The 23509-nt window shown below is 74.4% G+C and carries 22 protein-coding genes; 17 read left to right on the forward strand and 5 right to left on the reverse strand.

Annotated features, from left to right (window positions below; translation table 11 throughout):
• Positions 1–216 precede the first annotated feature (216 nt).
• The 17 genes from IE269_RS14585 to IE269_RS14660 all read left to right on the forward strand — a co-directional run bounded on the left by IE269_RS14585 (position 217) and on the right by IE269_RS14660 (position 17016).
• On the forward strand, positions 217–804 hold the full coding sequence (locus IE269_RS14585) for a hydrogenase maturation protease (protein WP_189823374.1): 588 nt from the start codon (positions 217–219) through the stop codon (positions 802–804).
• Positions 801–3143: a carbamoyltransferase HypF gene (gene hypF, locus IE269_RS14590; RefSeq protein ID WP_189823375.1), complete on the forward strand. Its 2343-nt coding sequence runs from the start codon at positions 801–803 to the stop codon at positions 3141–3143. The genes IE269_RS14585 and hypF overlap by 4 nt, the downstream gene beginning before the upstream one ends.
• Positions 3144–3172: 29 nt before the next feature.
• Positions 3173–3445 (forward strand): HypC/HybG/HupF family hydrogenase formation chaperone, encoded by a 273-nt coding sequence (locus IE269_RS14595; protein WP_189823376.1) that lies wholly within the window; start codon positions 3173–3175, stop codon positions 3443–3445.
• A 43-nt stretch (positions 3446–3488) separates the two neighbouring features.
• Positions 3489–3650: a hypothetical protein gene (locus IE269_RS14600; protein ID WP_189823377.1), complete on the forward strand. Its 162-nt coding sequence runs from the start codon at positions 3489–3491 to the stop codon at positions 3648–3650.
• 140 nt (positions 3651–3790) lie between these two features.
• Positions 3791–6553 (forward strand): bifunctional acetate--CoA ligase family protein/GNAT family N-acetyltransferase, encoded by a 2763-nt coding sequence (locus IE269_RS14605; protein ID WP_189823378.1) that lies wholly within the window; start codon positions 3791–3793, stop codon positions 6551–6553.
• A 28-nt stretch (positions 6554–6581) separates the two neighbouring features.
• Positions 6582–7313, forward strand: coding sequence for a CBS domain-containing protein (locus tag IE269_RS14610; RefSeq protein WP_189823379.1), 732 nt, complete (start codon positions 6582–6584; stop codon positions 7311–7313).
• Between the two features lie 22 nt (positions 7314–7335).
• Positions 7336–7857: a flavodoxin domain-containing protein gene (locus IE269_RS14615; protein WP_189823380.1), complete on the forward strand. Its 522-nt coding sequence runs from the start codon at positions 7336–7338 to the stop codon at positions 7855–7857.
• A 4-nt stretch (positions 7858–7861) separates the two neighbouring features.
• The gene (locus tag IE269_RS43120) at positions 7862–8473 is read left to right on the forward strand and encodes an Rv1733c family protein (protein WP_229897688.1); all 612 of its coding nucleotides are present in this window, start codon (positions 7862–7864) and stop codon (positions 8471–8473) included.
• Between the two features lie 161 nt (positions 8474–8634).
• The gene (locus IE269_RS43125) at positions 8635–9822 is read left to right on the forward strand and encodes a 4Fe-4S dicluster domain-containing protein (RefSeq protein WP_229897690.1); all 1188 of its coding nucleotides are present in this window, start codon (positions 8635–8637) and stop codon (positions 9820–9822) included.
• Positions 9819–10286, forward strand: coding sequence for a Crp/Fnr family transcriptional regulator (locus tag IE269_RS14625; protein ID WP_189823382.1), 468 nt, complete (start codon positions 9819–9821; stop codon positions 10284–10286). Before IE269_RS43125 ends, IE269_RS14625 begins: the two co-directional genes overlap by 4 nt.
• On the forward strand, positions 10283–11128 hold the full coding sequence (locus tag IE269_RS14630) for an FAD/NAD(P)-binding protein (RefSeq protein WP_189823383.1): 846 nt from the start codon (positions 10283–10285) through the stop codon (positions 11126–11128). Before IE269_RS14625 ends, IE269_RS14630 begins: the two co-directional genes overlap by 4 nt.
• 1 nt (position 11129) lies before the next feature.
• Positions 11130–11966, forward strand: coding sequence for an NADH-quinone oxidoreductase subunit B family protein (locus IE269_RS14635; protein WP_189823384.1), 837 nt, complete (start codon positions 11130–11132; stop codon positions 11964–11966).
• Positions 11963–13321, forward strand: coding sequence for a Ni/Fe hydrogenase subunit alpha (locus IE269_RS14640; RefSeq protein ID WP_189823385.1), 1359 nt, complete (start codon positions 11963–11965; stop codon positions 13319–13321). Before IE269_RS14635 ends, IE269_RS14640 begins: the two co-directional genes overlap by 4 nt.
• A 21-nt stretch (positions 13322–13342) precedes the next feature.
• Positions 13343–14041, forward strand: a complete 699-nt coding sequence (locus tag IE269_RS14645; protein ID WP_229897691.1) for a CBS domain-containing protein — start codon at positions 13343–13345, stop codon at positions 14039–14041.
• Positions 14038–15138 carry a hydrogenase formation protein HypD gene (gene hypD / locus IE269_RS14650; RefSeq protein WP_189823386.1) on the forward strand — a complete coding sequence of 367 codons (1101 nt, stop codon included), beginning with the start codon at positions 14038–14040 and terminating at the stop codon, positions 15136–15138. Before IE269_RS14645 ends, hypD begins: the two co-directional genes overlap by 4 nt.
• Positions 15135–16211 (forward strand): hydrogenase expression/formation protein HypE, encoded by a 1077-nt coding sequence (gene hypE / locus IE269_RS14655; protein WP_189823387.1) that lies wholly within the window; start codon positions 15135–15137, stop codon positions 16209–16211. Before hypD ends, hypE begins: the two co-directional genes overlap by 4 nt.
• A gap of 112 nt (positions 16212–16323) precedes the next feature.
• Positions 16324–17016: a response regulator gene (locus IE269_RS14660; protein ID WP_189823388.1), complete on the forward strand. Its 693-nt coding sequence runs from the start codon at positions 16324–16326 to the stop codon at positions 17014–17016.
• A 50-nt stretch (positions 17017–17066) separates the two neighbouring features.
• Here the strand turns inward: IE269_RS14660 and IE269_RS14665 are convergent, their stop codons facing one another.
• The 5 genes from IE269_RS14665 to IE269_RS14685 all read right to left on the reverse strand — a co-directional run bounded on the left by IE269_RS14665 (position 17067) and on the right by IE269_RS14685 (position 23363).
• Positions 17067–18785 (reverse strand): sensor histidine kinase, encoded by a 1719-nt coding sequence (locus tag IE269_RS14665; RefSeq protein ID WP_189823389.1) that lies wholly within the window; start codon positions 18783–18785, stop codon positions 17067–17069.
• Positions 18786–18885: 100 nt separating this feature from the next.
• Positions 18886–21315, reverse strand: coding sequence for a glycoside hydrolase family 65 protein (locus IE269_RS14670; protein WP_189823390.1), 2430 nt, complete (start codon positions 21313–21315; stop codon positions 18886–18888).
• The gene (locus tag IE269_RS14675; RefSeq protein ID WP_438817554.1) at positions 21312–22097 is read right to left on the reverse strand and encodes an HAD family hydrolase; all 786 of its coding nucleotides are present in this window, start codon (positions 22095–22097) and stop codon (positions 21312–21314) included. The genes IE269_RS14670 and IE269_RS14675 overlap by 4 nt, the downstream gene beginning before the upstream one ends.
• 106 nt (positions 22098–22203) lie before the next feature.
• The gene (locus tag IE269_RS14680; RefSeq protein ID WP_189823391.1) at positions 22204–22560 is read right to left on the reverse strand and encodes a hypothetical protein; all 357 of its coding nucleotides are present in this window, start codon (positions 22558–22560) and stop codon (positions 22204–22206) included.
• On the reverse strand, positions 22557–23363 hold the full coding sequence (locus tag IE269_RS14685) for a DUF4389 domain-containing protein (RefSeq protein ID WP_229897692.1): 807 nt from the start codon (positions 23361–23363) through the stop codon (positions 22557–22559). Before IE269_RS14685 ends, IE269_RS14680 begins: the two co-directional genes overlap by 4 nt.
• Between the last annotated feature and the right edge of the window lie 146 nt (positions 23364–23509).

Consider the following 23509-nt stretch of genomic DNA (forward strand, 5'->3'; position numbering starts at 1 on the left):
CGCCTTCCCGGTACGCCCCCGGCGGAGGCACTGCTGCGGACGTTCCCACGCGCGGACCGGGCCCGGGAGGGGATAACCGGCCCCGGACAGGGTCGTTCGGCCCCTGCCGCGCACCCGGCCGGCCTCCGCACGGTGGACCGCAGACGTCCTGGACCGCAGGCAGCCCGGACCGCAGACAGCACCGACCCGCTGCCGCCCGGCGGAAGGAGGCGCACGATGACCGCACGGCCGCGCACCGTCGTGATCGGCGTCGGCAACGAGTTCCGCCGGGACGACGGTGCGGGCTGGGCGGTCGTCGCCCGCCTCCGGCCGGTCCTCGCCGGTACGGGCGTGGACCTGGCGGTGTGCGACGGCGACCCCGCCCGCCTCATCGGGCTCTGGGAGGGCGCCGGCCTCGCGCTGGTGGTGGACGCCGCCCACGCCCACCCCGCGCACCCCGGCCGGGTGCACCGGCTGGAACTGGACGCGGGCCCGGCGCAGCGCCCGCGGACCACCAGTTCGCACGGGCTCGGCCTCGGCGAGGCCGTCGAACTCGCCCGGATCATGGGCCGGTTGCCGGGCCGTCTGGTCGTGTACGCCGTCGAGGGCGCCGACGGCGGATTCGGCCCCGGCCTCTCCCCGGCCGTCGCGGCGGCGGTGGACGAGGTGACCGCCCGCGTCACGGACGAACTCCGGGCGTACGACCTCCTCGTGCCCGGTGCGGGACCCCTCCTGCCCGGTGCGGGACCCGTCCAGCCCCGTTCCGGGCCCCTCCCGCCGGATGCCGGGCCCCTGCCGTACGCCCCCGGAGGCGACCTGCCATGACGCACGACCCGGCGGCCGGAGCCGCACCGTACACGGCCGTCCGTTTCGAGGTGTTCGGCATCGTGCAGGGCGTGGGCTACCGGCCCTTCGTCCACCGGCTCGCCTCGGCACTCGGGCTCGACGGCTGGGCCGCCAACGCGGGCGGTCACGTCGAGGGCGTGGTCGCCGGACAGGCCCGCGCCGTACGGCAGTTCACCGCCCGGCTGCGCACGCAGGCGCCTCCGCTGGCCCGGGTGCACCGGGTCCGGGTCACCGAAGGCGGCGATCAACTCCCCTCTCCGGAGAGCGGGTTCACCGTACGCAACAGCCGTCCCGGAGACCCGGGGACCCGTCGCCCCCGGGAGATCCCGCCCGACGCCGCCCTCTGCGACGCCTGCCTGCGCGAGCTCCTCGACCCGGGCGACCGCCGCCACCGCTACCCCTTCCTCGCCTGCGCCGACTGCGGGCCGCGGGCCAGCGTCGTCGAGGACCTGCCGTACGACCGCGTCCGCACCACCATGCGCCGCTTCCCCCTGTGCCCCGACTGTGCGGCCGAGTACCGCGACCCGGGCGACCGGCGCTTCCACGCCGAGTCCCTCGCCTGTCCGGCCTGCGGCCCCCGGCTCTGCTGGCAGGACCCGGGCACCGGACGGGAGTTCTCCGGCGAGGCGGCGCTGCGGGCCGCCGTGAAGGCGGTCGACGGCGTGCAGATCGTCGCGGTGAAGGGGCTCGGGGGCTACCAGTTGGTGTGCGACGCCACCGACGGGACGGCCGTCGCCCTGCTGCGGCAGCGCAAGCACCGGCCCACCAAGCCCTTCGCGGTGATGGTCCAAGACATCGATGCCGCGCGGGAGTTGGCGTGCGTGTCGCGCACCGAGCGGGCCGCGCTGGAGTCCGCGGTGCGTCCCGTGGTGCTGCTGAACGCCCGCGCGTCCGAGGTGGCGGAAGCCACCCATCCAGGCACCGGGCGGATCGGGCTCTTCCTGCCGACCACCGGCCTGCACCACCTGCTGCTGCGCGAGGCGGCCGGGCCGCTCGTCGTGACCAGCGGCAATCTCGCGGGCGGGCCGATCGTCACCGACGACGCGGAGGCCCGCCGGGTGCTGGGGCCGGTCGCCGACGGGTTCCTCCTGCACGACCGGCCGATCCGGGCCCGGTACGACGACTCGGTCGTCCAGGCCACCGGCCGCGTCCTGCGCACCGTGCGCCGGGCGCGCGGCCTCGCCCCGGCGTCGCTTCCGCTGCCGGTCCCCGCCCGTACCCCTGTGGTGGCCGCCGGGGCCCAGCTCAAGCACACCTTTGCCCTCGCAGCCGGACGGAACGCCCAACTCTCGCCGCAGGGAGGTGACTTGGCGGACGCCGACACTCTCGACGCCTTCACCCGCGCCTACGCCGACCTGACCCGGCTGACCGGGATCACCCCCGCGGCCGTCGCCCACGACCTGCACCCCGGCTACCTCTCCACCCAGTGGGCGCACACCCTGTCCCTCCCCCGTGTCCCCGTCCAGCACCACCACGCCCACCTCGCGGCCTGCGCCGCCGAGCACGGGCTGCGCGGCCCCTTCACGGGCGTCGCCTACGACGGGCTCGGCCTCGGCGACGACGGCACCCTGTGGGGCGGCGAGATCCTGGTCGCCGACCTGACCGGGTACCGGCGGGTGGGCCGGTTCGCGACCGCTCCGCTGCCCGGCGGGGAGGCGGCGGTGCGCCACCCGTCCCGGATGGCCCTCGGTTACCTCTGCGCGCTGGAGCCGCTGGGCGCGCCGCGCCCGTACGCCTGGCTGACGCGTCCCTTCACCGACCGGCTCGACCCGCGCGAGACGGCCGTCGTGCGCCGCCTCGCCGAAAGCGGCCTCAACTCGCCGCGCGCCTCCAGCGCGGGGCGGCTCTTCGACGCGGTGGCGAGCCTGCTGGGCCTCGCCGACACGGTCGGCTACGAGGGCGAGGCCGCCGTCGCCCTGGAGAACGCCGCCGGAAGCCTCCGGACCGTACCGCTGGCACATCGGCTGGTACGGGCGTCCGGCCTTTGGGTGTACGACCCGGCGCCGACCCTCACCGACCTGCTGAAGCGGCAGCGCGCGGGCGAGGGCGTGCCGGAGCTCGCCGCCGCCTTCCACCTCGCGGTGGCCGGGGCGACGGCCGACCTGGTCGCCCGTGCGGTCGCGGACGGGGCGCCGCGCACCGTGTGCCTGGCGGGCGGCTGCTTCCTCAACCGGCGGCTGCTCACCGAGGTCCGGCGCAGGCTGCGGGCCCAGGGGCTGCGCGTGCTGGTGGCGGAGGCGGTCCCGGTGGGCGACGGCGGCATCAGCTACGGACAGGCGGCCGTCGCGGCGGCCCGCCTCGCACGCGCGCACTCGTGACCCCGTAACCCTGTGGAGGAGTGAGACTCATGTGCCTGGGCATCCCCGGCCGCGTGCTGGAGATCCACGACGAGGCCGGACTGCGCATGGCCACGGTCGACTTCGGCGGGGTGCGCAGGCCGGTGTGCCTGACGTACACGCCGGACGCCGACGTCGGTACGTACGTGATCGTGCACGTCGGTTTTGCGATCACGGAGGTCGACGAGGCGGAGGCGGCACGCACGCTGGCGGTGCTGCGGGCGATGGCCGACGCGGTCGAGACGGAGCTGGGCGAACCCCTGCCGGACCCCTCGCCCGGGTGAGGGGCCGGGCCGGCTTCAGGGGCCGCGCGGCACCACCTCCATCGTGTTCGGCCTGCCGGCCTTCAACAGCCTCCCGGACGGGCCCTTCGCGTACACCGCCCTGGACGCCACGACGCTCACCGTGCTGGGCAGCGTCCTGCTGCACGGCGGCGGCTCGATCGCCATCGCCCGGCTGCTCCAGGGCCGTGGGGCGGCGGTGTCCTAGCACCGGGGTGCGGACTCGGGTGCCGCAACCGGCCCAGCGGATCAGGGCCGTTTGGCCCCAGTGGGTCCCCGTACAGCCCCTGCCGGGCCGTCGGGCCGCGTTCGATGCTCGAAGCGTCGATTCAGCTCAGGAGGCCCGCCATGACGGACGGCACCCGCTCCGGCGACCCGGTCCACGCCCTGCTCGCGGACGGCACCACCGCGTGCATCCGCCCGGCCCGCCCCGAGGACCGGCCCCAACTGCTGGCTTTGTACCGGGAGATGAGCCCCGAGCACCTGCGGCTGCGGTTCTTCGCCGCGAGCCGCCGGTCCGCCGAACAGGCCGCGGAACGGGCGAGCGCCCCGCCCCGGCCCGGCTATCTGGCACTGCTCGCGGAGGTCCGGGGGCAGGTGGTGGGTCTGGCCGAGTACGACTGGACGGACGAGCCCGCCGCGCCCGCGCCCCTCCCACACGCCTCCCGCACCACCGCCCCGAGCGCCCCGAGCGCCCCCGCTCCCCGTACCGCCGAGATCTCCCTCGCCGTCGGCGAGGGCCTGCACCACCGGGGCATCGGCACCCTGCTGCTGGAGCACCTCGTCTCGGCCGCGCGTGCCGACGGGGTGACCTCCTTCACCGCCGTCGCGCTCGCCGAGAACCGTGCCGTACTGGAGGTCTTCGCCGACCTGGGGCTGTCCGTGGCCCGGCGGCTCGACGGGCCCGAGCTGCACTGCGTGATCCGGCTCGACGAGGACGACACCTACCTGTCGGCCGTCGAGGCGCGCGGGCGCGGCGCCGACGTGGCCAGTCTGGAACCGCTGCTGCGGCCGAACGTCGTCGCCGTGGTGGGCGCGGGACGCAAGCCGGGTTCGGTGGGGCGGGCGATCCTGCGCAATCTGCGCACCGGCGGCTTCCCCAGGTGGCTGTTCGCGGTCAACCCGCACGTGACCTCCCTGCTGGGGGTGCCCGCGTTCCCCTCGGTGACCTCGCTGCCCCGGGTGCCGGACCTGGCGGTGCTGGCCGTTCCGGCGGCCTCCCTGGTGCCGGTGGCCGAGGAGTGCGGCAAGACCGGCGTACGGGCGCTGGTGGTGGTGACCGCCGGGCTCGACGCGGCGCTGGGCGCGGACCTGCTGGCGGTGTGCCGCCGGTACGGGATGCGGCTGGTGGGCCCCAACTGTCTGGGCGTCGCCAACACCGACCGGGGCATGTCCCTGGACGCCACCTTCGCCGCCCACCACCCCAGGCCCGGGACGGTCGGGGTGGCCGTGCAGTCCGGCGGGGTGGGCATCGCCCTGCTCAGCGGGCTGTCCCGGCTGGGTCTCGGCACCTCCAGCTTCGTGTCGCTGGGCGACAAGTACGACGTCAGCGGCAATGACCTGCTCCAGTGGTGGGAGTCGGACGGGCGCACCGAAGTGGCCCTGCTGCACCTGGAGTCCTTCGGCAACCCGCGCGCCTTCTCCCGCACCGCGCGCCGCGTCACCCGCCGTATCCCCGTCCTGACCGTCGACGCGGGCCGCACCGACACCGGCCGCCGGGCCGCCGCCTCGCACACCGCCGCGGCGGCCACCCGGACCGTGACCCGGCAGGCCCTGTTCACCCAGGCAGGGATCACCGCGACCCGCACCATCGGTGAACTCCTGGACACCGCAGCCCTGTTCCAGTCGCAGCCGCTGCCGGGCGGGGACCGGATCGCGATCGTCACCAACGCGGGCGGCGCGGGCGTACTGGCGGCGGACGCGTGCGCGGAGGCCGGGCTCCAGGTGTCCCCGCTCGGCCCCGACACCGTCGAACGGCTCCTCGCCGTACTGCCCGACGATGCGTCCGCAGCCAACCCGGTGGACACCACTGCGGCGGTTTCGGAGGAGCAACTGGGTCTGTGCGTCGACCAGTTGGCGGAGTGTCCCGGTGTGGACGCCGTCCTGGTGGTGCTCGTGCCCACCGCGGTCGCCGCGGCGACCGGCGACGATCTCTCCCGGGTACTCTCCCGCACCCCGGGCCGTCGCTCCCGCACGGTCGCCGCGGTCCTTCTCGGCCAGGACACCTCCGTCTCCCTGCTGCCCTGCGCGGACGGCGGGCACGTGCCCTGCTACGCCGACCCGCAGGCCGCCGCCCGTGCTCTCGCGCACGCGGTCCGCCGGGCCCGTTGGCTGGCCAGGCCCGCCGGTACCGTCCCCTCCCTCACCGGCGTGGACGCATCCCGTGCGCACGCCCTGGTCGAGGGGTGGCTGGCGGCCCGCCCGGACGGCGGCTGGCTGGAGCCCGCCGCGTGCGCGGACCTCCTGGACTGCTACGGCATCCCGCAGATCCCGTGGGCCTGGGTGCGGTCCGAGGACGAGGCGGTGCTCGCCGCCGAACGGCTCGCCGGGGACGACGGCCGGGTGGTTCTCAAGGCCCACTGGCCGGGTCTGCTGCACAAGAGCACCCAGCACGCGGTCCTGCTGGACCTGCGCGGAGACGGCCAAGTGCGCTCCGCCTACCGGGACTTGGAGACCCGCTTCGAGGGCCTGCTGACCGGTGTGGTGGTCCAGCCGCAGGCCGCGCGCGGCACCGAACTGTTCGCGGGCGTCGTCCAGGACGGGGTGTTCGGCCCGCTGGTGATGTTCGGGCTCGGCGGCACCGCCGCCGACGTGCTCGCCGACCGGTCCGCCCTGCTGGCCCCGCTGACCGGAGCCGACCTCCACGACCTGCTGACCGCGCCGCGCTGCGCCCCGCTGCTGTTCGGGCAGGGCGGCGGCGGGCCGGTGGACCTGGAGGGCCTGGAGCAGGTACTGGCCCGCCTGTCCGCGATGGCCTGCGACCTGCCGCAGCTCGCGGAGGCCGACCTCAATCCCGTACTGGCGCGGCCGGACGGGGTGACCGCCCTCGACGTACGCGTACGGCTGCTGCCCCGCACCGCCCACGACCCCTACCTGCGCCGGCTGCGCTAGCCGGGCGGGACTCGCGAAGGAGATCACGATGAAGCACAGCAAGATCGGTTCCGTGATGACCTCGGAGGTCGTCACCGCCCGGCCCGACACCCCGTTCAAGGAGGTCGCCCGGCTGCTGGCCGAGCACCGCATCAGCGGACTGCCGGTCGTCGACGCCGACGACCGTGTGGTGGGCGTGATCTCGGAGACCGACCTCCTGTTCCACGAGGCCGAGGCCCCCGACCGGTACGCACCGCCGAGCCGCTTCCGCCTCCCCCGCCTCACCCCGGCCGCGCGCACCGCGCAGCACAAGGCGGCGGCCCGTACGGCGGGCGAGCTGATGTCGAAGCCGCCGGTGTGCGTCCACGCCGACAGCACGATCGCCGAGGCGGCCCGCACCATGGCCCGGCACGCGGTCGAGCGGCTGCCCGTCGTCGACGAGGAGGACCGGCTGGTCGGCATCGCCACCCGCCGGGACCTGCTCCAGATGTTCCTGCGGCCCGACGACTCGATCCGCCGCGAGGTCGTCGAGGAGGTCCTGATCCGGGCCCTGTGGCTGCCGTCCCTCTCGGTGAAGGTCACCGTCACGGACGGCCTGGTGACCCTGGAGGGCCAGCTGGAACGCCTCAGCGAGATACCCATCGCCGTGCACATGACCCGTCAGGTCGACGGGGTCGTCGCGGTCGTCGACAAGCTCACCTACCGCACCGACGACTCGCACCTGCGCCCCAGCGAGCAGGCACTGCGCGGAGTGGCCGACGACTGGCTGCGGAAGCTCTGAGAGCCGAGAGAGGACGGACGTCATGACGCTCAAGGTGCTCGTCGCGTACGCGACGAAGAACGGTTCCACCGAGGAGATCGCCCGCACCGTCGCCCGCACCCTGGACAAGGAGGGCGTCTTCGCCGAACCGAGGGCGGCGTCCGAGGTCGCCGACGTACGGGAGTACGACGCCGTCGTCCTCGGCAGCGGGCTGTACGCGGGGCGCTGGCTCAAGGACGCCCGCCGTCTCGCCGCCCGGCAGCGGACGGCACTGGCCGCCCGGCCCGTGTGGCTGTTCAGCAGCGGCCCGCTCGACCCGAGCGCGGGCGAGCGGGAGATCCCGCCGGTCGGGGGCGCCCGCCGCATCCGGGACCGGGTCGACGCGCGCGGGCACGCCACCTTCGGGGGCTGCCTGGAGCCCGGCGCCCAGGGCCGGATGGCCAGGATGATCGTCGAGCAGGGAAAGGGCGGCGACTTCCGCGACTTCGACGCGATCGCCGCCTGGGCGCACGGCATCGCGGCCGAACTGCGCACGCTCTTCCCGGACCTGAAGGAGGAGGGCTGACGCCATGAACGCGCCGACCCGGCCCGGCGGAGCCCGGCCCGCAGGATGGCGGTGGCGGTGGCGGAGCAGTCCGCTGCGCCGCCCCTGCGACGCCGTCGAGGCGTGGATCCGCCTGGTGATGCTGACGGTGCTGCTGGTTGCCGTGCCCCTGGCCGGGGCCCTGTGCGGGGTCGCCGCGTACGACTCCGGACATGCGAAGGCCGAGGCCCTGCGGTCCGCGCACCACGTCGTACGGGCCACGGTCGTCCGGGACGCCCCGAACCCGGCGGCGGCCTCCTACGGAACGGGGCGTACGGAGTACCCCGTCGCCGTCCGCTGGCGCGACGCCGACGGCACCCGGCGCGAGGCCGAGGTGAAGGTCGCGGCGGGCACCCGCGCGGGCAGCCGGGCCGACGTCTGGCTCGACCCCGCGGGCCGGGTGGTCGCCGCCCCCCGGAGCGAGAACGAGCTGTCGACGGTGGCCGTCGGCACCGGCGGGGCCGTCGCGGTCGGCGGCTGGCTCGTGACGGGCGGCCTGTGGTGGGCGGCGGGTGCGGTGGCGCGCCGCCGGCGCATGGCCGAGTGGGAGCGGGACTGGGCCCGCACGGAACCGCTGTGGAGCGGGCGCCGGACCTGATCCGCCGCCCGCCCGGTGCGGCCCCGAGGGTCCCTGCGACAGGGACCCGTACGCCCCGGAGGGGGGCCGGTCGGCCCCTGCCCGTACCGGCCCCCACCGCCGAACCTGGAACTGGAACCGGTGGGGCGCAAAAACCCCCGCCCCGCCCGAGGAGGGCAGCGATGACCAGCACACCGGCCGCGGGAGCGCCCCGTACGGCAGTCCTCGACAAGGACGGACTGGCCGCCCTGGTCGCCGCCCTGGTGGCCGACGGGCGCACCGTCGTCGGACCCACCGTCCGCGACGGGGCGATCGTCCTCGCCCCGATCGACTCGGCCGAGCAGCTCCCGTACGGCTGGGGCGTGGAGCTGGAGGCGGGCCACTACCGGCTGAGCCACCGCGAGGACGGCGCCGCCTTCGCGCACTCGGCCGGACCCCAGTCCTGGAAGAACTTCCTCCATCCTCAGCGCGAGAAGCTGTGGAGCGCGGACCGCGCGAAGGACGGCGAGCTCACGGTACGGGCCGAACCGCCGGAGGCCGTCTCGTACGCCTTTCTCGGGGTACGACCCTGCGACCTGCGCGCCATCGCGATCCAGGACCGCGTCCTGACCGGCGGGCACTTCCGTGACACGGGCTACGGGGAACGCCGGAGGGGAGCGTTCCTCGTAGCCGTCGAATGCACGGCGCCCGGGGCCACCTGCTTCTGCGTGTCCATGGGCGGCGGCCCCGGCACCGACAGCGGTTTCGACCTCGCCCTGACCGAGGTGATCGACGGGGCGGGCCATCGCTTCCTGGTCCGGTCGGGCAGCGAGGCCGGGACCGCGCTGCTGGATCAACTCCCTTGCACGGCGGCCGACAGGGAGACCCGACAGGCCGCGCGGACCGTCGTCGCCGACGCCGCCGACGCGATGGGGCGGGCCATGCCTCCGGTGGACCTCCAGCGGCTGATGGGCGGCAGCCTGGAGGCCGAGCGCTGGGACGACGTCGCCGCCCGCTGCCTCACCTGCGGCAACTGCACCATGGTCTGCCCCACCTGCTTCTGCACCACCACCGAGGAGGTCACCGACCTCACCGGCGACCACGCGGAGCGCTGGCAGCGCTGGGACTCCTGCTTCGACCTGGACTTCTCCCACCTGCACGGCGGCCCGGTCCGTTCCTCGGGGCGCAGCCGCTACCGGCAGTGGCTCACCCACAAACTCGGCACCTGGCACGACCAGTTCGACAGCTCGGGCTGCGTGGGCTGCGGGCGCTGCATCGTCTGGTGCCCGGTCGGCATCGACATCACCGAGGAGGTCACCGCGCTCAAGGCGGAGGCCGACACGAAAGGCCATGCCCAGCACGGCACGCACGAGAAGGAGGCGGAACGATGATGACCACCCTCAGCACCTCGCTGAACGCCCTGCCCGCCGAACACCGTCAGCGCCTGATGCGGATCGCCCGCGAGGTCTCCTTCCCCGCCGGCACCCGGCTCTTCGAGGAGGGCGGCCACGCCGACCGCTTCTGGATCGTCCGCACCGGCTCCGTCGCCCTGGACACGCACGTCCCCGGCCGCCGCTCCCCCGTGATCGAGACCCTCGGGCACGGTGAACTCGTGGGCTGGTCCTGGCTGTTCCGGCCGTACGTCTGGCAGTTCGGCGCCGAGGCCCAGACCCCGGTGCGCGCCTACGAGTTCGACGCCACCTCGGTGCGGCTGATGTGCGACGACGACCCCGCGCTGGGCATGGCGGTGAGCCAGTGGGTCGGCCGGGTTCTCGCCCACCGGCTCCAGGCTGCCCGCACCCGCCTCCTCGACCTGTACGCGCCCTACGGCAGCGGAAGCGGTGTGCGGCGATGACCGCCGTCCCGATGACCGCCGTCCCTGCCGCCCACGGGACTTCCGTCCCCGTCCCGTACCGGGTCGTGGCCCGCTGGGAGGAGACCCCGGACACGGCGACCCTGCGGATCGAGCCGGTCGGTGAGCCGCTGCCGCCTTTCGCACCGGGCCAGTTCGCGATGGTGTGGGCGTTCGGCCGGGGCGAGATCCCGCTGTCGGTGAGCGCCATCCCCACCACCGGGGGTCTCGCCCACACCGTACGGAGTGTGGGCGCGGTCTCCGAGGGCCTGTACGCGGCCGAGGTCGGCCAAGTGATCGGGCTGCGCGGCCCGTACGGCACGGGCTGGGAGCTGGAGAAGGCGGTGGGCCAGGACCTGGTGGTCGTCGCGGGCGGCATCGGGCTCGCCCCGCTGCGCCCCCTGATCCGTGACGCGGTCGCCGATCCCGGAACGTACGGACGGCTCAACGTCCTGGTCGGGGCCCGCACGCCGGCCGATCTGATGGCGAAGATCGAGACCCGGCAGTGGCGGACCGCGTACACCGGAGTGACCGTGGACCGGCCCGACGACCGCTGGAAGGGTCAGATCGGCGTCGTCACCAAGCTCCTGGACCGGGCCCGCTTCGACCCGCACAACGCGACGGCGTTCGTCTGCGGGCCCGAGCCGATGATCCGCGCCACCGCCCGCGCGCTCGTGCACGGCGGACTGGCCCCCAGCAGTGTCCGGGTGTCACTGGAGCGCAACATGCGCTGCGCCACCGGCCACTGCGGGCACTGCCAGCTCGGACCGGTGCTGCTGTGCCGGGACGGACCGGTCGTCGGCTGGGACCGGGCGGAACCGCTGCTCTACACGCGGGAGTTGTGACATGACCACCTCCCCGACGACCCCGACGACCCCGGCGGACCCGGCCGCCCCGGGCAGGCCCACCCTCGCCGTGTTCAAGCTCGCCTCCTGCGACGGGTGTCAGCTCACCCTCCTCGACTGCGAGGACGAACTCCTCGCCCTGTCCGGCGAGGTGGAGATCGCCCACTTCCTGGAGGCGACCAGCGCGGTGCGCCCCGGGCCCTACGACCTGACGCTCGTCGAGGGTTCCGTCACCACTCCCGCCGACGCCGAGCGGATACGGCAGATCCGCGCCGCCTCCCGCCACCTGGTGACCATCGGCGCCTGCGCCACGGCGGGCGGCATCCAGGCACTGCGCAACTTCGCCGACGTCGAGGAGTTCACCCGGGCCGTCTACGCCCGCCCCGACTACATCGACACCCTCGCCACCTCCACCCCCGTCTCCGCCCACGTCGACGTGGACTTCGAGCTGCGCGGCTGCCCCGTCGACCGCCGCCAGCTCCTCGAAGTCGTCACCGCGTTCCTCGCGGGGCGCAAGCCCGACATCTCCGACCACAGCGTCTGCTTCGAGTGCAAGCGGCGCGGCACCGTGTGCGTGACCGTCGCCCACGGCACCCCTTGCCTGGGCCCGGTCACCCACGCCGGGTGCGGGGCGCTGTGCCCGGCGTACGGACGCGGCTGCTACGGCTGCTTCGGCCCGGCCGGACGGCCCGGCCCCTCCGGCGGCTCGCTGTCGGTCAACCTGCCCGCCCTCATCCCCGTACTGCACCGCGACGGGATGGACGACCGCGACGTCGAGCGCCTGCTGCGCACCTTCAACTCGGCGGCGTTCCATGCGGAGTCGGAGGAGGATTCATGACGCACCGAGGCTCCCGCGTCCTGCACGTCGGCTCGCTCTCCCGCGTCGAGGGGGAGGGCGCCCTGCACCTGAGCGTCCACGACGACACCGTCACGGAGGCCCGGCTCCAGATCTACGAACCCCCGCGCTTCTTCGAGGCGTTCCTGCGCGGCCGGGCCCACACCGAACCCCCCGACATCACCGCCCGGGTGTGCGGTATCTGCCCGGTGGCGTACCAGCTCAGCGCCTGCGCCGCCGTCGAGGACGCCTGCCGGGTCACGGCCGGTCCGGCGATCGCCGCCCTGCGCAGGCTGCTGTACTGCGGCGAGTGGATCGAGAGCCAGACCCTGCACATCTACCTGCTGCACGCCCCCGACTTCCTCGGCTGCGACGGCGCCCTCGAACTCGCCCGCACCGCCCGCGCCGACGTCGAGCGCGGGCTGCGCCTGAAGAAGGCGGGCAACGAGATCCTGGAACTCCTCGGCGGCCGTGCCATCCACCCGGTCAACGTCCGCCTCGGCGGTTTCCACCGCGCCCCCACGCCCGCCGAACTCCGGCCCCTGCACGCGCAGTTGACCCGCGCTCTCGACGACGCCCAGGAGACCGTGGCATGGGTGTCCGGCTTCGGCTTCCCCGACGCCGAGACCGACGCGGACCTCTTCGCGCTGGCCGCGCCCGGAACGTACGCCATCGAAAGCGGCACCCCCACCGTCCTGCACGCCGACGCCAAGCACCACCCCGACGGCGGGCTCGACAGCTTCCCCCTGCACACCTTCCTGGACCGGGTCCACGAGGAGCACCTGCCGCACTCCACCGCCCTGTACTCCACCCTCGACGGCCGCCGCCACCTCACCGGCTCCCTCGCCCGGTTCGCGATCAGCGGCCGGTGGCTGACCCGCACCGCCCGGGACGCCGCCGTCGCCGCCGGGCTCGGCGACCCGTGGGAGGGGGCGGCGTGCCGCAATCCGTACCGGTCGATCCTGGTGCGCGCGGTCGAGGTCGTGTACGCCGTCACCGAGGCGCTGCGCCTCATCGAGACGTACGAGCCGCCCGCCCGCCCGTACGTCGAGGTGCCGCCCGTCGCGGGCACCGGGCACGGTGCGACCGAGGCCCCGCGCGGACTGCTCTACCACCGGTACGCACTCGACGCGGACGGCACCGTCACCGACGCCCGCATGGTGCCGCCCACCGCGCAGAACCAGGGTGCCATCGAGGACGACCTGCGCCGCATCGCGCAGGCGGCGCTCGACGCCGGGGAGACGGACGACGCGGCGCTGGCGGCCCTGTGCGAGCGGGCCATTCGCAACCACGACCCGTGCATCTCCTGCTCCACCCACTTCCTCGACCTCACCGTCGAGCGCACCCGCACCCTTTGACCGCCTTCGAGGAGGCCCGCCGTGCCCAGTTCCCCGCACATCGTGAGCGACGTGATGACGCAGACCGTCGTCTCGGTCGGACGTGACGCCGCGTTCAAGGAGATCGTCGAGCTGATGGCCCAGTGGAAGGTGAGTGCCCTGCCCGTGCTGGAGGGGGAGGGACGGGTGATCGGCGTGGTGTCGGAGGCCGACCTGCTGCCGAAGGAGGAGTACCGGGACGACCTGCCGGACCTCTCGCGGACCGGCGGCGGCGCAGCATCTGCCACCGGCTCGGCGGCGGCCGCCGCGAAGGCAGCGCGCCTGGCCGAACTCGCCAAGGCCTCCGCGACGACCGCGAACGCCCTGATGAGCACGCCCGCCGTCACCGTGCACGCCGACACCACCCTCGCCCAGGCGGCCCGCATCATGGCCCGGCGCGGGGTGAAGCGGCTGCCCGTGGTCGACCGCATCGGCATCCTCCAGGGCATGGTGAGCCGCGGCGACCTGCTCAAGGTCTTCCTGCGCCCCGATGCCGAACTCGCCGCCGAGGTGCACCGCACACTGGCCCCGCTCTTCCCCCGGCAGGACGTCACCACCACCGTGCACGACGGGGTGGTCACCCTCCGGGGCACGATGCACGACCGCCGCCTGGTCCCGGTGGCCGCCCGGCTCGCCCAGTCGGTCGAGGGCGTCGTCGACGTACGGCTGGACCTCTCCGTTCCGGACGATCAGCACCGATGAAGTACCTGGAGGAGTACCGCGACCCCGCCCTCGCCCGGCAGTTGCTCGCCGAGCTGGGGCGCGTCGCCACCCGCCCCTGGCGTCTCATGGAGGTGTGCGGCGGCCAGACGCACACCCTGGTGCGCCAGGGCATCGACGAACTCCTGCCCGCCGGCATCCGTATGATCCACGGCCCCGGCTGCCCGGTCTGCGTCACCCCGCTGGAGACCCTCGACCGGGCCATGGCCGTCGCCGCCCGGCCCGGCGTGATCCTCACCAGCTTCGGCGACATGCTCCGGGTCCCCGGCAGCAGCACCGATCTGCTCTCCCTGCGGGCCAGGGGCGCGGACGTACGGGTGGTGTACACGCCGATGGACGCGGTGCGCCTCGCCCGGCAGCACCCGGACCGCGAGGTCGTCTTCCTCGCCGTCGGCTTCGAGACGACCGCACCGGCCAACGCGATGACCGTCCTGCACGCCGACCGTCTCGGGCTCGCCAACTTCTCGCTGCTGGTCAGCCATGTGCTCGTACCGCCCGCCATGACCGCGCTGCTCGACGACCCGGACTGCGAGGTCCAGGCGTTCCTGGCGGCGGGACACGTCTGCGCGGTGATGGGCTGGGAGGAGTACGAGCCGATCGCCCGCCGGTACGAAGTCCCCGTCGTCGTCACCGGGTTCGAACCGCTCGACCTGCTGGAGGGCATCCTGATGGCCGTCACCCAGCTCGAGAAGGGCCGCCACGAGGTGGAGAACCAGTACGTCCGGGCGGTCCGCCGGACCGGCAACACCGCCGCCCGGGACGTCGTCTCCCGGGTCTTCCGCGTCACCGACCGGGCCTGGCGCGGCATCGGCACGCTGCCCGCCAGCGGCCTTGAACTCGCCCCGGAATACGCGGAGTTCGATGCCTCGCGGCGCTTCGATGTCGGCGGCCTGCACCCCGTCGAGGACCCCGCGTGCATCGCCGGGAGCATCCTCACGGGGGCCAAACTGCCCACCGACTGCGCCGCCTACGGAACCCGCTGCACCCCGCGCACCCCGCTCGGCGCACCCATGGTGTCCTCCGAGGGCACCTGCGCCGCCTTCCACGCGGCAGGCCGCACCAGGAGGACCCCCGCATGAGCACGAGCACGAGCACGAACACGGGCACCGCCCTCACCCCGAACGCCGACTGCCCCCTCCCCCACCACGAGCGCGAACGCGTCCAGCTCGGCCACGGGGCGGGCGGACGGCTCACCGCCGAACTCCTCGAATCCGTGATCCTGCCCGCCGTCGGCGGCTGCGGGACCGGGCCGCTCGAAGACGCCGCCCTGCTCCCCTCGTACGGTGAACTCGTCGTCTCCACCGACTCGTTCGTGGTCAGCCCGTTGTCCTTCCCCGGCGGCGACATCGGCTCGCTCGCCGTGCACGGCACCGTCAACGACCTCGCCATGCGCGGTGCGATGCCGCTCGCCCTCACCCTGTCGGTGATCGCCGAGGAGGGGCTGCCGCTGGACGAACTGCGCACCGTCCTCGCCTCGGCGGGCAAGGCCGCGCGCGAGGCGGGCGTGCCCGTCGTCACCGGGGACACCAAGGTCGTGGGGCGGGGAGCCGCCGACCGGCTGTTCCTCAACACCACCGGCGTCGGCCGCCGCCTGCCCAGTCTGCTGCCTTCGGCGGCGGGGGCTCGGCCGGGCGACGCGGTGCTCCTCTCCGGGCCGATCGGGCTGCACGGCACCGCCGTCCTGTCCACCCGCGAAGGGCTCGGCTTCGAGGCCGACATCGCCTCCGACACCCGCCCCCTGCACCGCCTGGTGCGTGCGCTCGCTCCGTACGGTCCGGACGTGCACGCCCTGCGGGACCCCACTCGGGGCGGGCTGGCGACCACCCTCAACGAGATCGCCCACGACTCCTGCCTCCGGGTGGAGATCGACGAGGCGGCTGTGCCCGTGCCCCCGGCGGTGGCCGCCGCCTGCGACCTCCTCGGGCTCGACCCGCTGATCGTCGCCAACGAGGGCTGCCTGGTCGCCTTCGTCGCGGCCCGCTCCGCCGACGCCGCGCTGGTCGCCCTGCGCGCCCTTCCCGAGGGCGCCCAGGCCGTACGGATCGGGCACACGGCGGAGGGCCCGGCGGGGCGGGTGGAGCTGCGCACTCTCGTCGGCGCACGCCGGGTGGTGGACGTACCCGTGGGCGAACAGCTCCCCCGCATTTGCTGACGTGCAGTCAACTGCCCCTCGGAACGAGCTCATTGGGGCCGAACGGCCCTGGTGTGCAGGGGGTCGCGCACGGCACGATCGGTACGGGACGACAGAAACGCGAGGGGCAGTCATGACCGCACGGGCGTTCTCGCCGCAGCAACCGATCCGGATCTTCCTCCTGGACGACCACGAGGTCGTCCGGCGCGGAGTGCACGACCTGCTCGACTCCGAGCCGGACATGACGGTGGTCGGCGAGGCGGGCACGAGTGAACAGGCCCTGGTCCGGGGGCCCGCGCTGCGCCCCGACGTGGCGATCCTGGACATCCGGCTGCCGGACAGCGACGGCATCACCGTCTGCCGCGACCTGCTGTCGCGCACGCCGGGGCTGGCCTGCCTGATGCTGACCTCGTTCGACGACGACGACGCGCTGCTCGACGCCATCATGGCGGGGGCCTCCGGGTACGTGCTGAAGCAGATCAAGGGCTCGGACCTGGTGGAGGCCGTCCGTACGGTGGCGTCCGGCCAGTCGATGCTGGACCCGGCGACGACCGCCCGGCTGATGAGCAGCCTGCGCGGACCCACGCAGGAGGAGCCGGCACAGGACGCGCGGCTGGCGGGGCTCAGTACGCGGGAGCGGGAGATCCTGGCGCTGATCGGGGAGGGGCTCACCAACCGGCAGATCGGCAAGCGGCTGTACCTCTCGGAGAAGACGGTGAAGAACCACATCTCGCGGCTGCTGTCGAAGCTCGGGGTGGAACGGCGCATCCAGGCGGCGGTGCTGGCAACCCAGTTCACGCCGCCGCCGGGCGCGACGGGCGAGTGAGCGGGGGGGCACGCCCGGCCCCGGGACCGCCCCAGCCCCCCACCCTCGCCCTACTTCAGCCCCTTGAGCGGCACCCGCCACACCAGCCGCGTCCCGCCCGACTCCCCCGCCACGACGGTCATCCGCCCCTCCAGCAGCTCCGCCCGCTCCTCGAGGTTGCGCAGTCCGCTGCGCCGCTGCTCTCCCTCGGGCAGCCCGATGCCGTCGTCCGCCACCGTCACGGTCAGCACCCCCTGCCCCACGACCACCGAGACGTCCGTCCGCGAGGCCCCGGCGTGCCGGGCCACGTTCGACAGCGCCTCGCCCAGGACCGCCACCACCTCGTCGGCCACCGCGTGCGGCACGTCCGTGTCCAGCAGCCCCTCCATCCGCAGCGCGGGCGTGAACCCGAGCGCCGCGACGGCCTCCTCGACCGTGCGCACCGCCCTGATCCGCAGGCCGCCGCCGGAAGCGGGCGACTCGTGGGACCGCAGCCCGAAGATGGTCGACCGGATGATCTTTATGGTCTCGTCGAGGTCGTCCACCGCCCGCACCAGCCGCTCCCTCGCCTCCGGGTGCTCGACGAATCGGCGGGCGCTCTGCAAGGTCATCCCGGTGGCGAACAGCCGCTGGATCGCCAGGTCGTGCAGGTCGCGGGCGATCCGGTCACGGTCCTCCAGCAGGCTCACCTGCTCGGCGTCCCGCCGCCGGTCGGCCAGTTCCAGCGCCAGCGCCGCCTGCCCGGCGAACCCGGGGAGCGGTGCCGTCTCCGCCGCGCTGAACGCGGGCCGCCCCGCCGTACGGACCAGGACGAGCACCCCCCGCTCCCCGATCGGGACCGCCACCGCGGGACCGAGCCCCTTCCACCGCTCCGGGGCGAACGTCACCCGGGGGTCGTCCCCGACGGACACCGACGCCACCAGCCCCCCTTCCCGCAGGGCCGCCCCCGCGAGCGTCCCCTCCCGGGGCACCGTCAGCCCGCGGTGCGCCTCCGCGCCCTCGCCCAGCGCCAGCACCCCGCGCAGCGACTGCTCCCCCTCCACCAGGTCGACCACGCCCAGCTCTGCGGACGTGATCAGGCACGCCCGCTCGACCATCACTTCCAGCACCCGGGCCTCCGGCATCCCGGACAGCAGTCCCGCCGTGAACTCGGTGCTGGCCTCCAGCCATTGCTCGCGCAGCCGCGCCTCCTCGTACAGCCGGGCGTTCTCGATCGCCACCCCGGCGGCGACGGCGAGCGTGGTCAGTACGGCCTCGTCCTCGGCGTCGAATTCGGCGCCGCCGCGCTTCTCCGTCAGGTAGAGGTTCCCGAACACCTCGTCGCGCACCCTGACCGGCACTCCCAGGAAGGAGTGCATGGGCGGGTGGTTGGGCGGGAACCCGGAGGAGGCCGGATGCGCCGACAGTTCCGGCAGCCGCAGCGGCTCGGGATGGCGGATCACCTCCCCGAGCAGCCCGTGCCCCGACGGCAGGTCACCGATCCGCGCCCGCTGCTCCTCGTCGACGCCGATCGTCAGGAACTGGGCCAGCCGCTGGTCCTCCCCGATGACGCCCAGCGCCCCGTACTCGGCGTCGACCAGCACCACCGACGCCTCGACGATCCCCCGCAGCACCTGCGGCAGATCCAGCTCCCGCCCCACCGACAGCACGGCCTCCAGCAGCCCGTGCAGCCGGTCGCGGGTGCCGCGCACCGTCTGGATGCGCACCTGGAGTTCGTCGAGCAGCTCGTCCAGCCGGAACCTCCCGAGCCGGGCGTCCGACCTCTCGGTCCCGCCCCTGTCCTCGGCCATCGACCCCTCCGTCCGGTGGCGGGCACGCGAAGTCGCCGCGCAGTCCACCGTATCCACGGGCCGGGCGGGGGGAAGGGTCCGGACCGCGGAAGGCCGGAATTCACGGCTCATCCGTCCCGGGGGTCCCCCCGGGCAACGACAGCCTGTACGACTCCCCGGGCGCCACCGACACCCGTTGCCCGGGGAGCCGGATCTCGATCGGCAGCCGGTCGGAGGCGGGCACGCTCACCTCCAGCCGCCCCGGCGTCATCCGCAGGCGTACGTCCCAGTGCCCCCGGTAGCGCAACGAGAAGCCGTACGAGGACAGTTGCGGCAGCGGCGCGGGGTCGAGCCGCAGCACGTCGCCCCGGGTCTCCAGCCCGGTCAGCCCCCGCTGCACGAAGCCGAGGGTGCCCGCCATCGCCCCGAGATGGATGCCTTCGCCGGTCGTGCCGCCCTGGAGGTCCGCGACGTCGCCCCGCAGCGCCTCCAGGCAGTGGCTCCACGCGTCGGCCCGCCGCACCCGTGCCAGGACGTGCCCGTGGACGAGCGCGCTGAGCGTCGAGCCGTGACTGGTGCGGGCCAGGTAGTGGCCGACGGTGCGACGCCAGGTGTCCGCGTCGAGCGAGTGCCCCAACCGGGCGAACACCGCGCGCAGTTCCTCCGGCGGCAGCAGATGGCCGAGCATCAGCACGTCGGCCTGCTTGGAGGCCTGGTAGCGGTTGACGGAGTCCCCCTCGGCCTCCAGGATCCGGTCGAGCCTGCGGATGTTCCCGTACCGCTTGCGGTATCCCTCCCAGTCCAGTTCGGCCAGCTCGCCGTACCCCTCGAACTGGCTGACGACACCTGCGTGGAACGGCACGTGCAGGGTCCGCGACACCTCCTCCCACAGCTCCAGTTCGCCGCCGTCCAGCCCGATCCGCTCGGCGAGTTCGCGACGGCGCGGTTCCGGCAGCAGGTCCAGCAGTTCCAGGGCGCGGGCGAGGACCCAGGCGGCCATGACGTTGGTGTACGCGTTGTCGTCGAGCCCCGGCCCGGACGCGTCCGGGTACGCGTCGTGGTACTCGTCGGGGCCGACCACCCCCCGGATGCGGTGCCGACCGATGCCCTCGTCGTACGTCGCCGAGGCCGCCCAGAACCGGGCGATCTGCAGCAGCATCTCCGCGCCCTTGGTGTGCAGGAACTCGGTGTCCCCGCTCGCCGCGCAGTACTGCCAGACGTTGTACGCGACCGCCGAGCCGACGTGCCGCTGAAGGTGCGAGTGGTCGGGCAGCCAGCGCCCCGACCGGGGGTTGAGGTGCAGTTTCTGGGTCTCCTCCCGGCCGTCGCTGCCGCTCTGCCACGGGTACATCGCCCCGGTGAGCCCCGCGTCCCGGGCGGCGGTGAGGGCGGGCTCCAGGCGGCGGTGGCGGTAGGTGAGCAGGGCGCGGGAGACCTCGGGGAAGTGCAGGTCGAGGTAGGGCAGGACGAACAGCTCGTCCCAGAAGACGTGTCCCCGGTACGCCTCGCCGTGCAGTCCGCGCGCGGGCACGCCCACGTCGAGGTCGGCGGTGTGCGGGGAGAGCGTCTGGAGCACGTGGAAGAGGTGCAGCCGCAGGATGCGTCCCGCTTCCCCGGGCACGTCCAGGGCGGCCCGCCGCCAGAGCTGGTCCCAGGCGGTCAGGTGGCTCTCCAGCAGTGCGTCGAAGCCGGGGGCGCGGGCCACCCGGTCGCGTGCGGCGTGCAGCGGGTCGCTGATGGCGGGGTCGCGGGAGGTGTGCAGGGCGACGGTCTTGTCGACGGTGACGGTGGTGCCGGGGGTGAGCCGCAGCCGCAGGTCCTGGACGACGCGACGCCCGTCGTGCCGGACGGCCGGGGCGGCCCCGGCGGGAGCTGCCGCGTCGGTGGTCAGCCGGGCCGCCAGGGCGATGCGGATGTCGGAGGTGCTGGTGCGGCAGCGCAGCCACACCGTGCCGGGGCTGCCCTCGCCGGTGTGCACGTGGACGAGGTGGCGGCCGTCGAGGTCGCGGTAGCGGTGCACGCCGCCGTTGGTGACACCGCCGTCGAGTGCCGCCTCGACGTCCAGGCACCCGGTGAAGTCCTCGGCCGTGAACTCGGTGCGCAGGGCGGCCAGATGGGGGTCGCCCATGTGCACGAGGCGCAGCTGCCGCATCCGCAGGGTGCCGTGCCCCGGGAGCACGTACCGCACGGTCCGCTCCAGCAGTCCGGAGGAGAGCAGGAGGGTCTGCCGGTGACCGTGCGCCGATGCCGAGTCCGGGCGGAGCCAGTCACCGGGACCGTCCTGCCCGTACGGACGGAACCGCAGCGGAAGCCAGTTGGGCAGGTTGACCAGGTCCTCGTTCTCCACCCGGCGTCCGGCCACCACGGAGTGCAGCCGGTTGTAGCAGCCGGCGGCGTACGTGCCCGGGTAGTGCACCCCGTCCGCCGCGCACTCGGGGGCGGCGCCGCGGGTGGCGAAGTAGCCGTTGCCGAGGGTGCACAGGGACTCCCTGAGCGCCTCCTGCTCGGGGGTGTGCCCCTCGTACTCCCAGGTCCCGTCCGTGTCCCTCATTCCGGTGCCTCTCCGGTGAGCAGTTCGCCGAGGTCGTGCACGACCAACTGGGCTCCGTGGCGCAGCAGTTCGGCAGAGCCGTCCGGCAGGGCGGTGCGGTCCACACCGATCACCAGGCCGAATCCGCCGCGCCTGCCCGCCTCGACCCCGGCGAGGGCGTCCTCGACGACGGCGGTGCGGGGCGCGGGGACGCCCAGCCGGCGGGCGGCCTCCAGGAAGAGGTCGGGGGCGGGCTTGCCGGGGAGCCCGAGGCGGGCGGCCTCGCCGCCGTCGACCAGGGCGTCGAAGAGGCTCAACACCCCTGCCCGGGTGAGGAGTTCACGGGCGTGCCGGGAGGCGGAGGCCGCGGCGAGGGGCATACCGGCACGGCGCAGGGCGCGCAGGAGGCGTACCGTCCCGGGAAAGGCCAGGACGTCCTGCTGCCGCAGCCGTTCGACGTACCGCGTGTCCTTGTCGGCGGCGACGTCCCGGACCAGGGCGGGCTCGGGGGCGATGCCGCGCGAGGCGAGGAAGGCCGCCGCGCCGTCCTGGCGCGATTTGCCGTCCACGAAGCGCGGGTAGTCCTCGTCGACGTCGAAGGGGCGGCGCTGGTCGGGGCGGAGCGGCGGGTACTGCCGCAGGAAGGCGTCGAAGGCGGCCTGCCAGGCGAGGGCGTGCAGCCGGGCCGAGTCGGTGATCACGCCGTCGGTGTCCAGGACGACCGCCTCGACGCCGCTCAGAGCGGGGGCCGGGTGCGGCACCGCGGGCCGGTGGCGGTGGGGGTGGCGGTGGGCGAAGGTCACGGGCTGCCCTCCTGTCTCGTACGACGGTCGAGGCCGTGGGCCCAGCCTCCGGCGGGAACGCGGTTCGGTACAGGGGCCGTTGGGCCCCCGTACCGTCCGGCGGCCGTCACGGGAGCGAGGCGGGCCAGTGCAGGGCGGCGGCCGCGACGACCCCGGCGTCGAGCAGTACGCCGAAGGACAGCCAGGGGTGGAACCAGACCGCCTTGAGGACCAGCCCGGTCACCCCGGCCGCGACCGCCACGGCCGACCACGCACCGGCCTGCGCGGCCAGCGCCGCCCCCGCCACGACGTACAGGACGGCGGTGGCGGTGGCGAGGACGACGGAGGCCGTCCCGGAGCGCTTCCACGCCCAGGAGTGCCGGGGGTCGAACGGTGCGGACGCGTCGGCGGAGACCCACCACATGGGCAGGTGGATCAGACCGTGTGCGAAGAGGAAGGCCGCGACGAGCACGGTGCTGGTCATGACCGCACCTCGCGCCCGGGTTCCTCCGGGCCCTGGTCGAGGCGGAACGGCGGATAGGCGTCCGTCAGGAGAGCGGCGTAGGCGGCCACCCGCAGCATCCACCGGTTCACTCCGACCACCAGGTCGAAGATGCCGCGCGGGTAGCGGCCGGTGAACAGCAGGGCGATCCCGGCGAACAGGACGAGCACGCCGAGGAGTCCGCCCGCCGCCCAGGGCACCCGCACACCGCCCAGCAGCAGACTCAGGATCAGGTAGTGCGGCAGGGCGAGCAGCCACCACTTCACCAGCACCAGCCCCCGGGAGAGCCGCTGCGGATACGCGACGTCGAAGTGCGCCGGATAGCCCGGTACGTCGTGCAGCGTGAACGGCGGGTAGCGGTCGGTGCCGAGCGCGCCGTACGCGTAGTACCCCACCCGCCAGCTCCAGCGCAGCACGCCCACGCTGAAGTCGAAGAGCGGACGCGGATAGCGGCCGGTGATCAGGACGGCGAAGAAGGCCACGACGCCCACCACCAGGAAGGCGGCCCACAGCAGGACCAGCACGAGGTAGTGGGGCAGCGCCAGCAGCCACTTGACCAGCCACAGCCAGCGCGACGGGGCCGCGTCGCAGCGGGCCGCGAGCCGGACCGGGTACCCGGCGGGCGGCGGCTTCACGGGCGCGGCGTTCACGGGCCCGGCGTTCGCGGGCGCGGCGTTCGCGGGCGCGGCGTTCGCGGGCGCGGCGTTCGAGCGCCCGGTGTTCATGGGCCCGGTGTTCATGGGACGGGCATTCCCGGGTTCGGTGTTCATGGGTTCGGTGTTCATGGACCGACCCTCCCGACGATCAGCGACGGGGACGCGTCGACGCCGGCGTCCGATCCGTGCGTCTCCTCCACACGTCCGGTACGAGCCTCCCGCCGCCCCGCCGCGAACACCCGGGGCCGGGCGGGCCCGGTGCGGTGCCGAACGGC

This window comes from Streptomyces spiroverticillatus, assembly GCA_014650415.1.
GTDB lineage: Bacteria > Actinomycetota > Actinomycetes > Streptomycetales > Streptomycetaceae > Streptomyces > Streptomyces spiroverticillatus.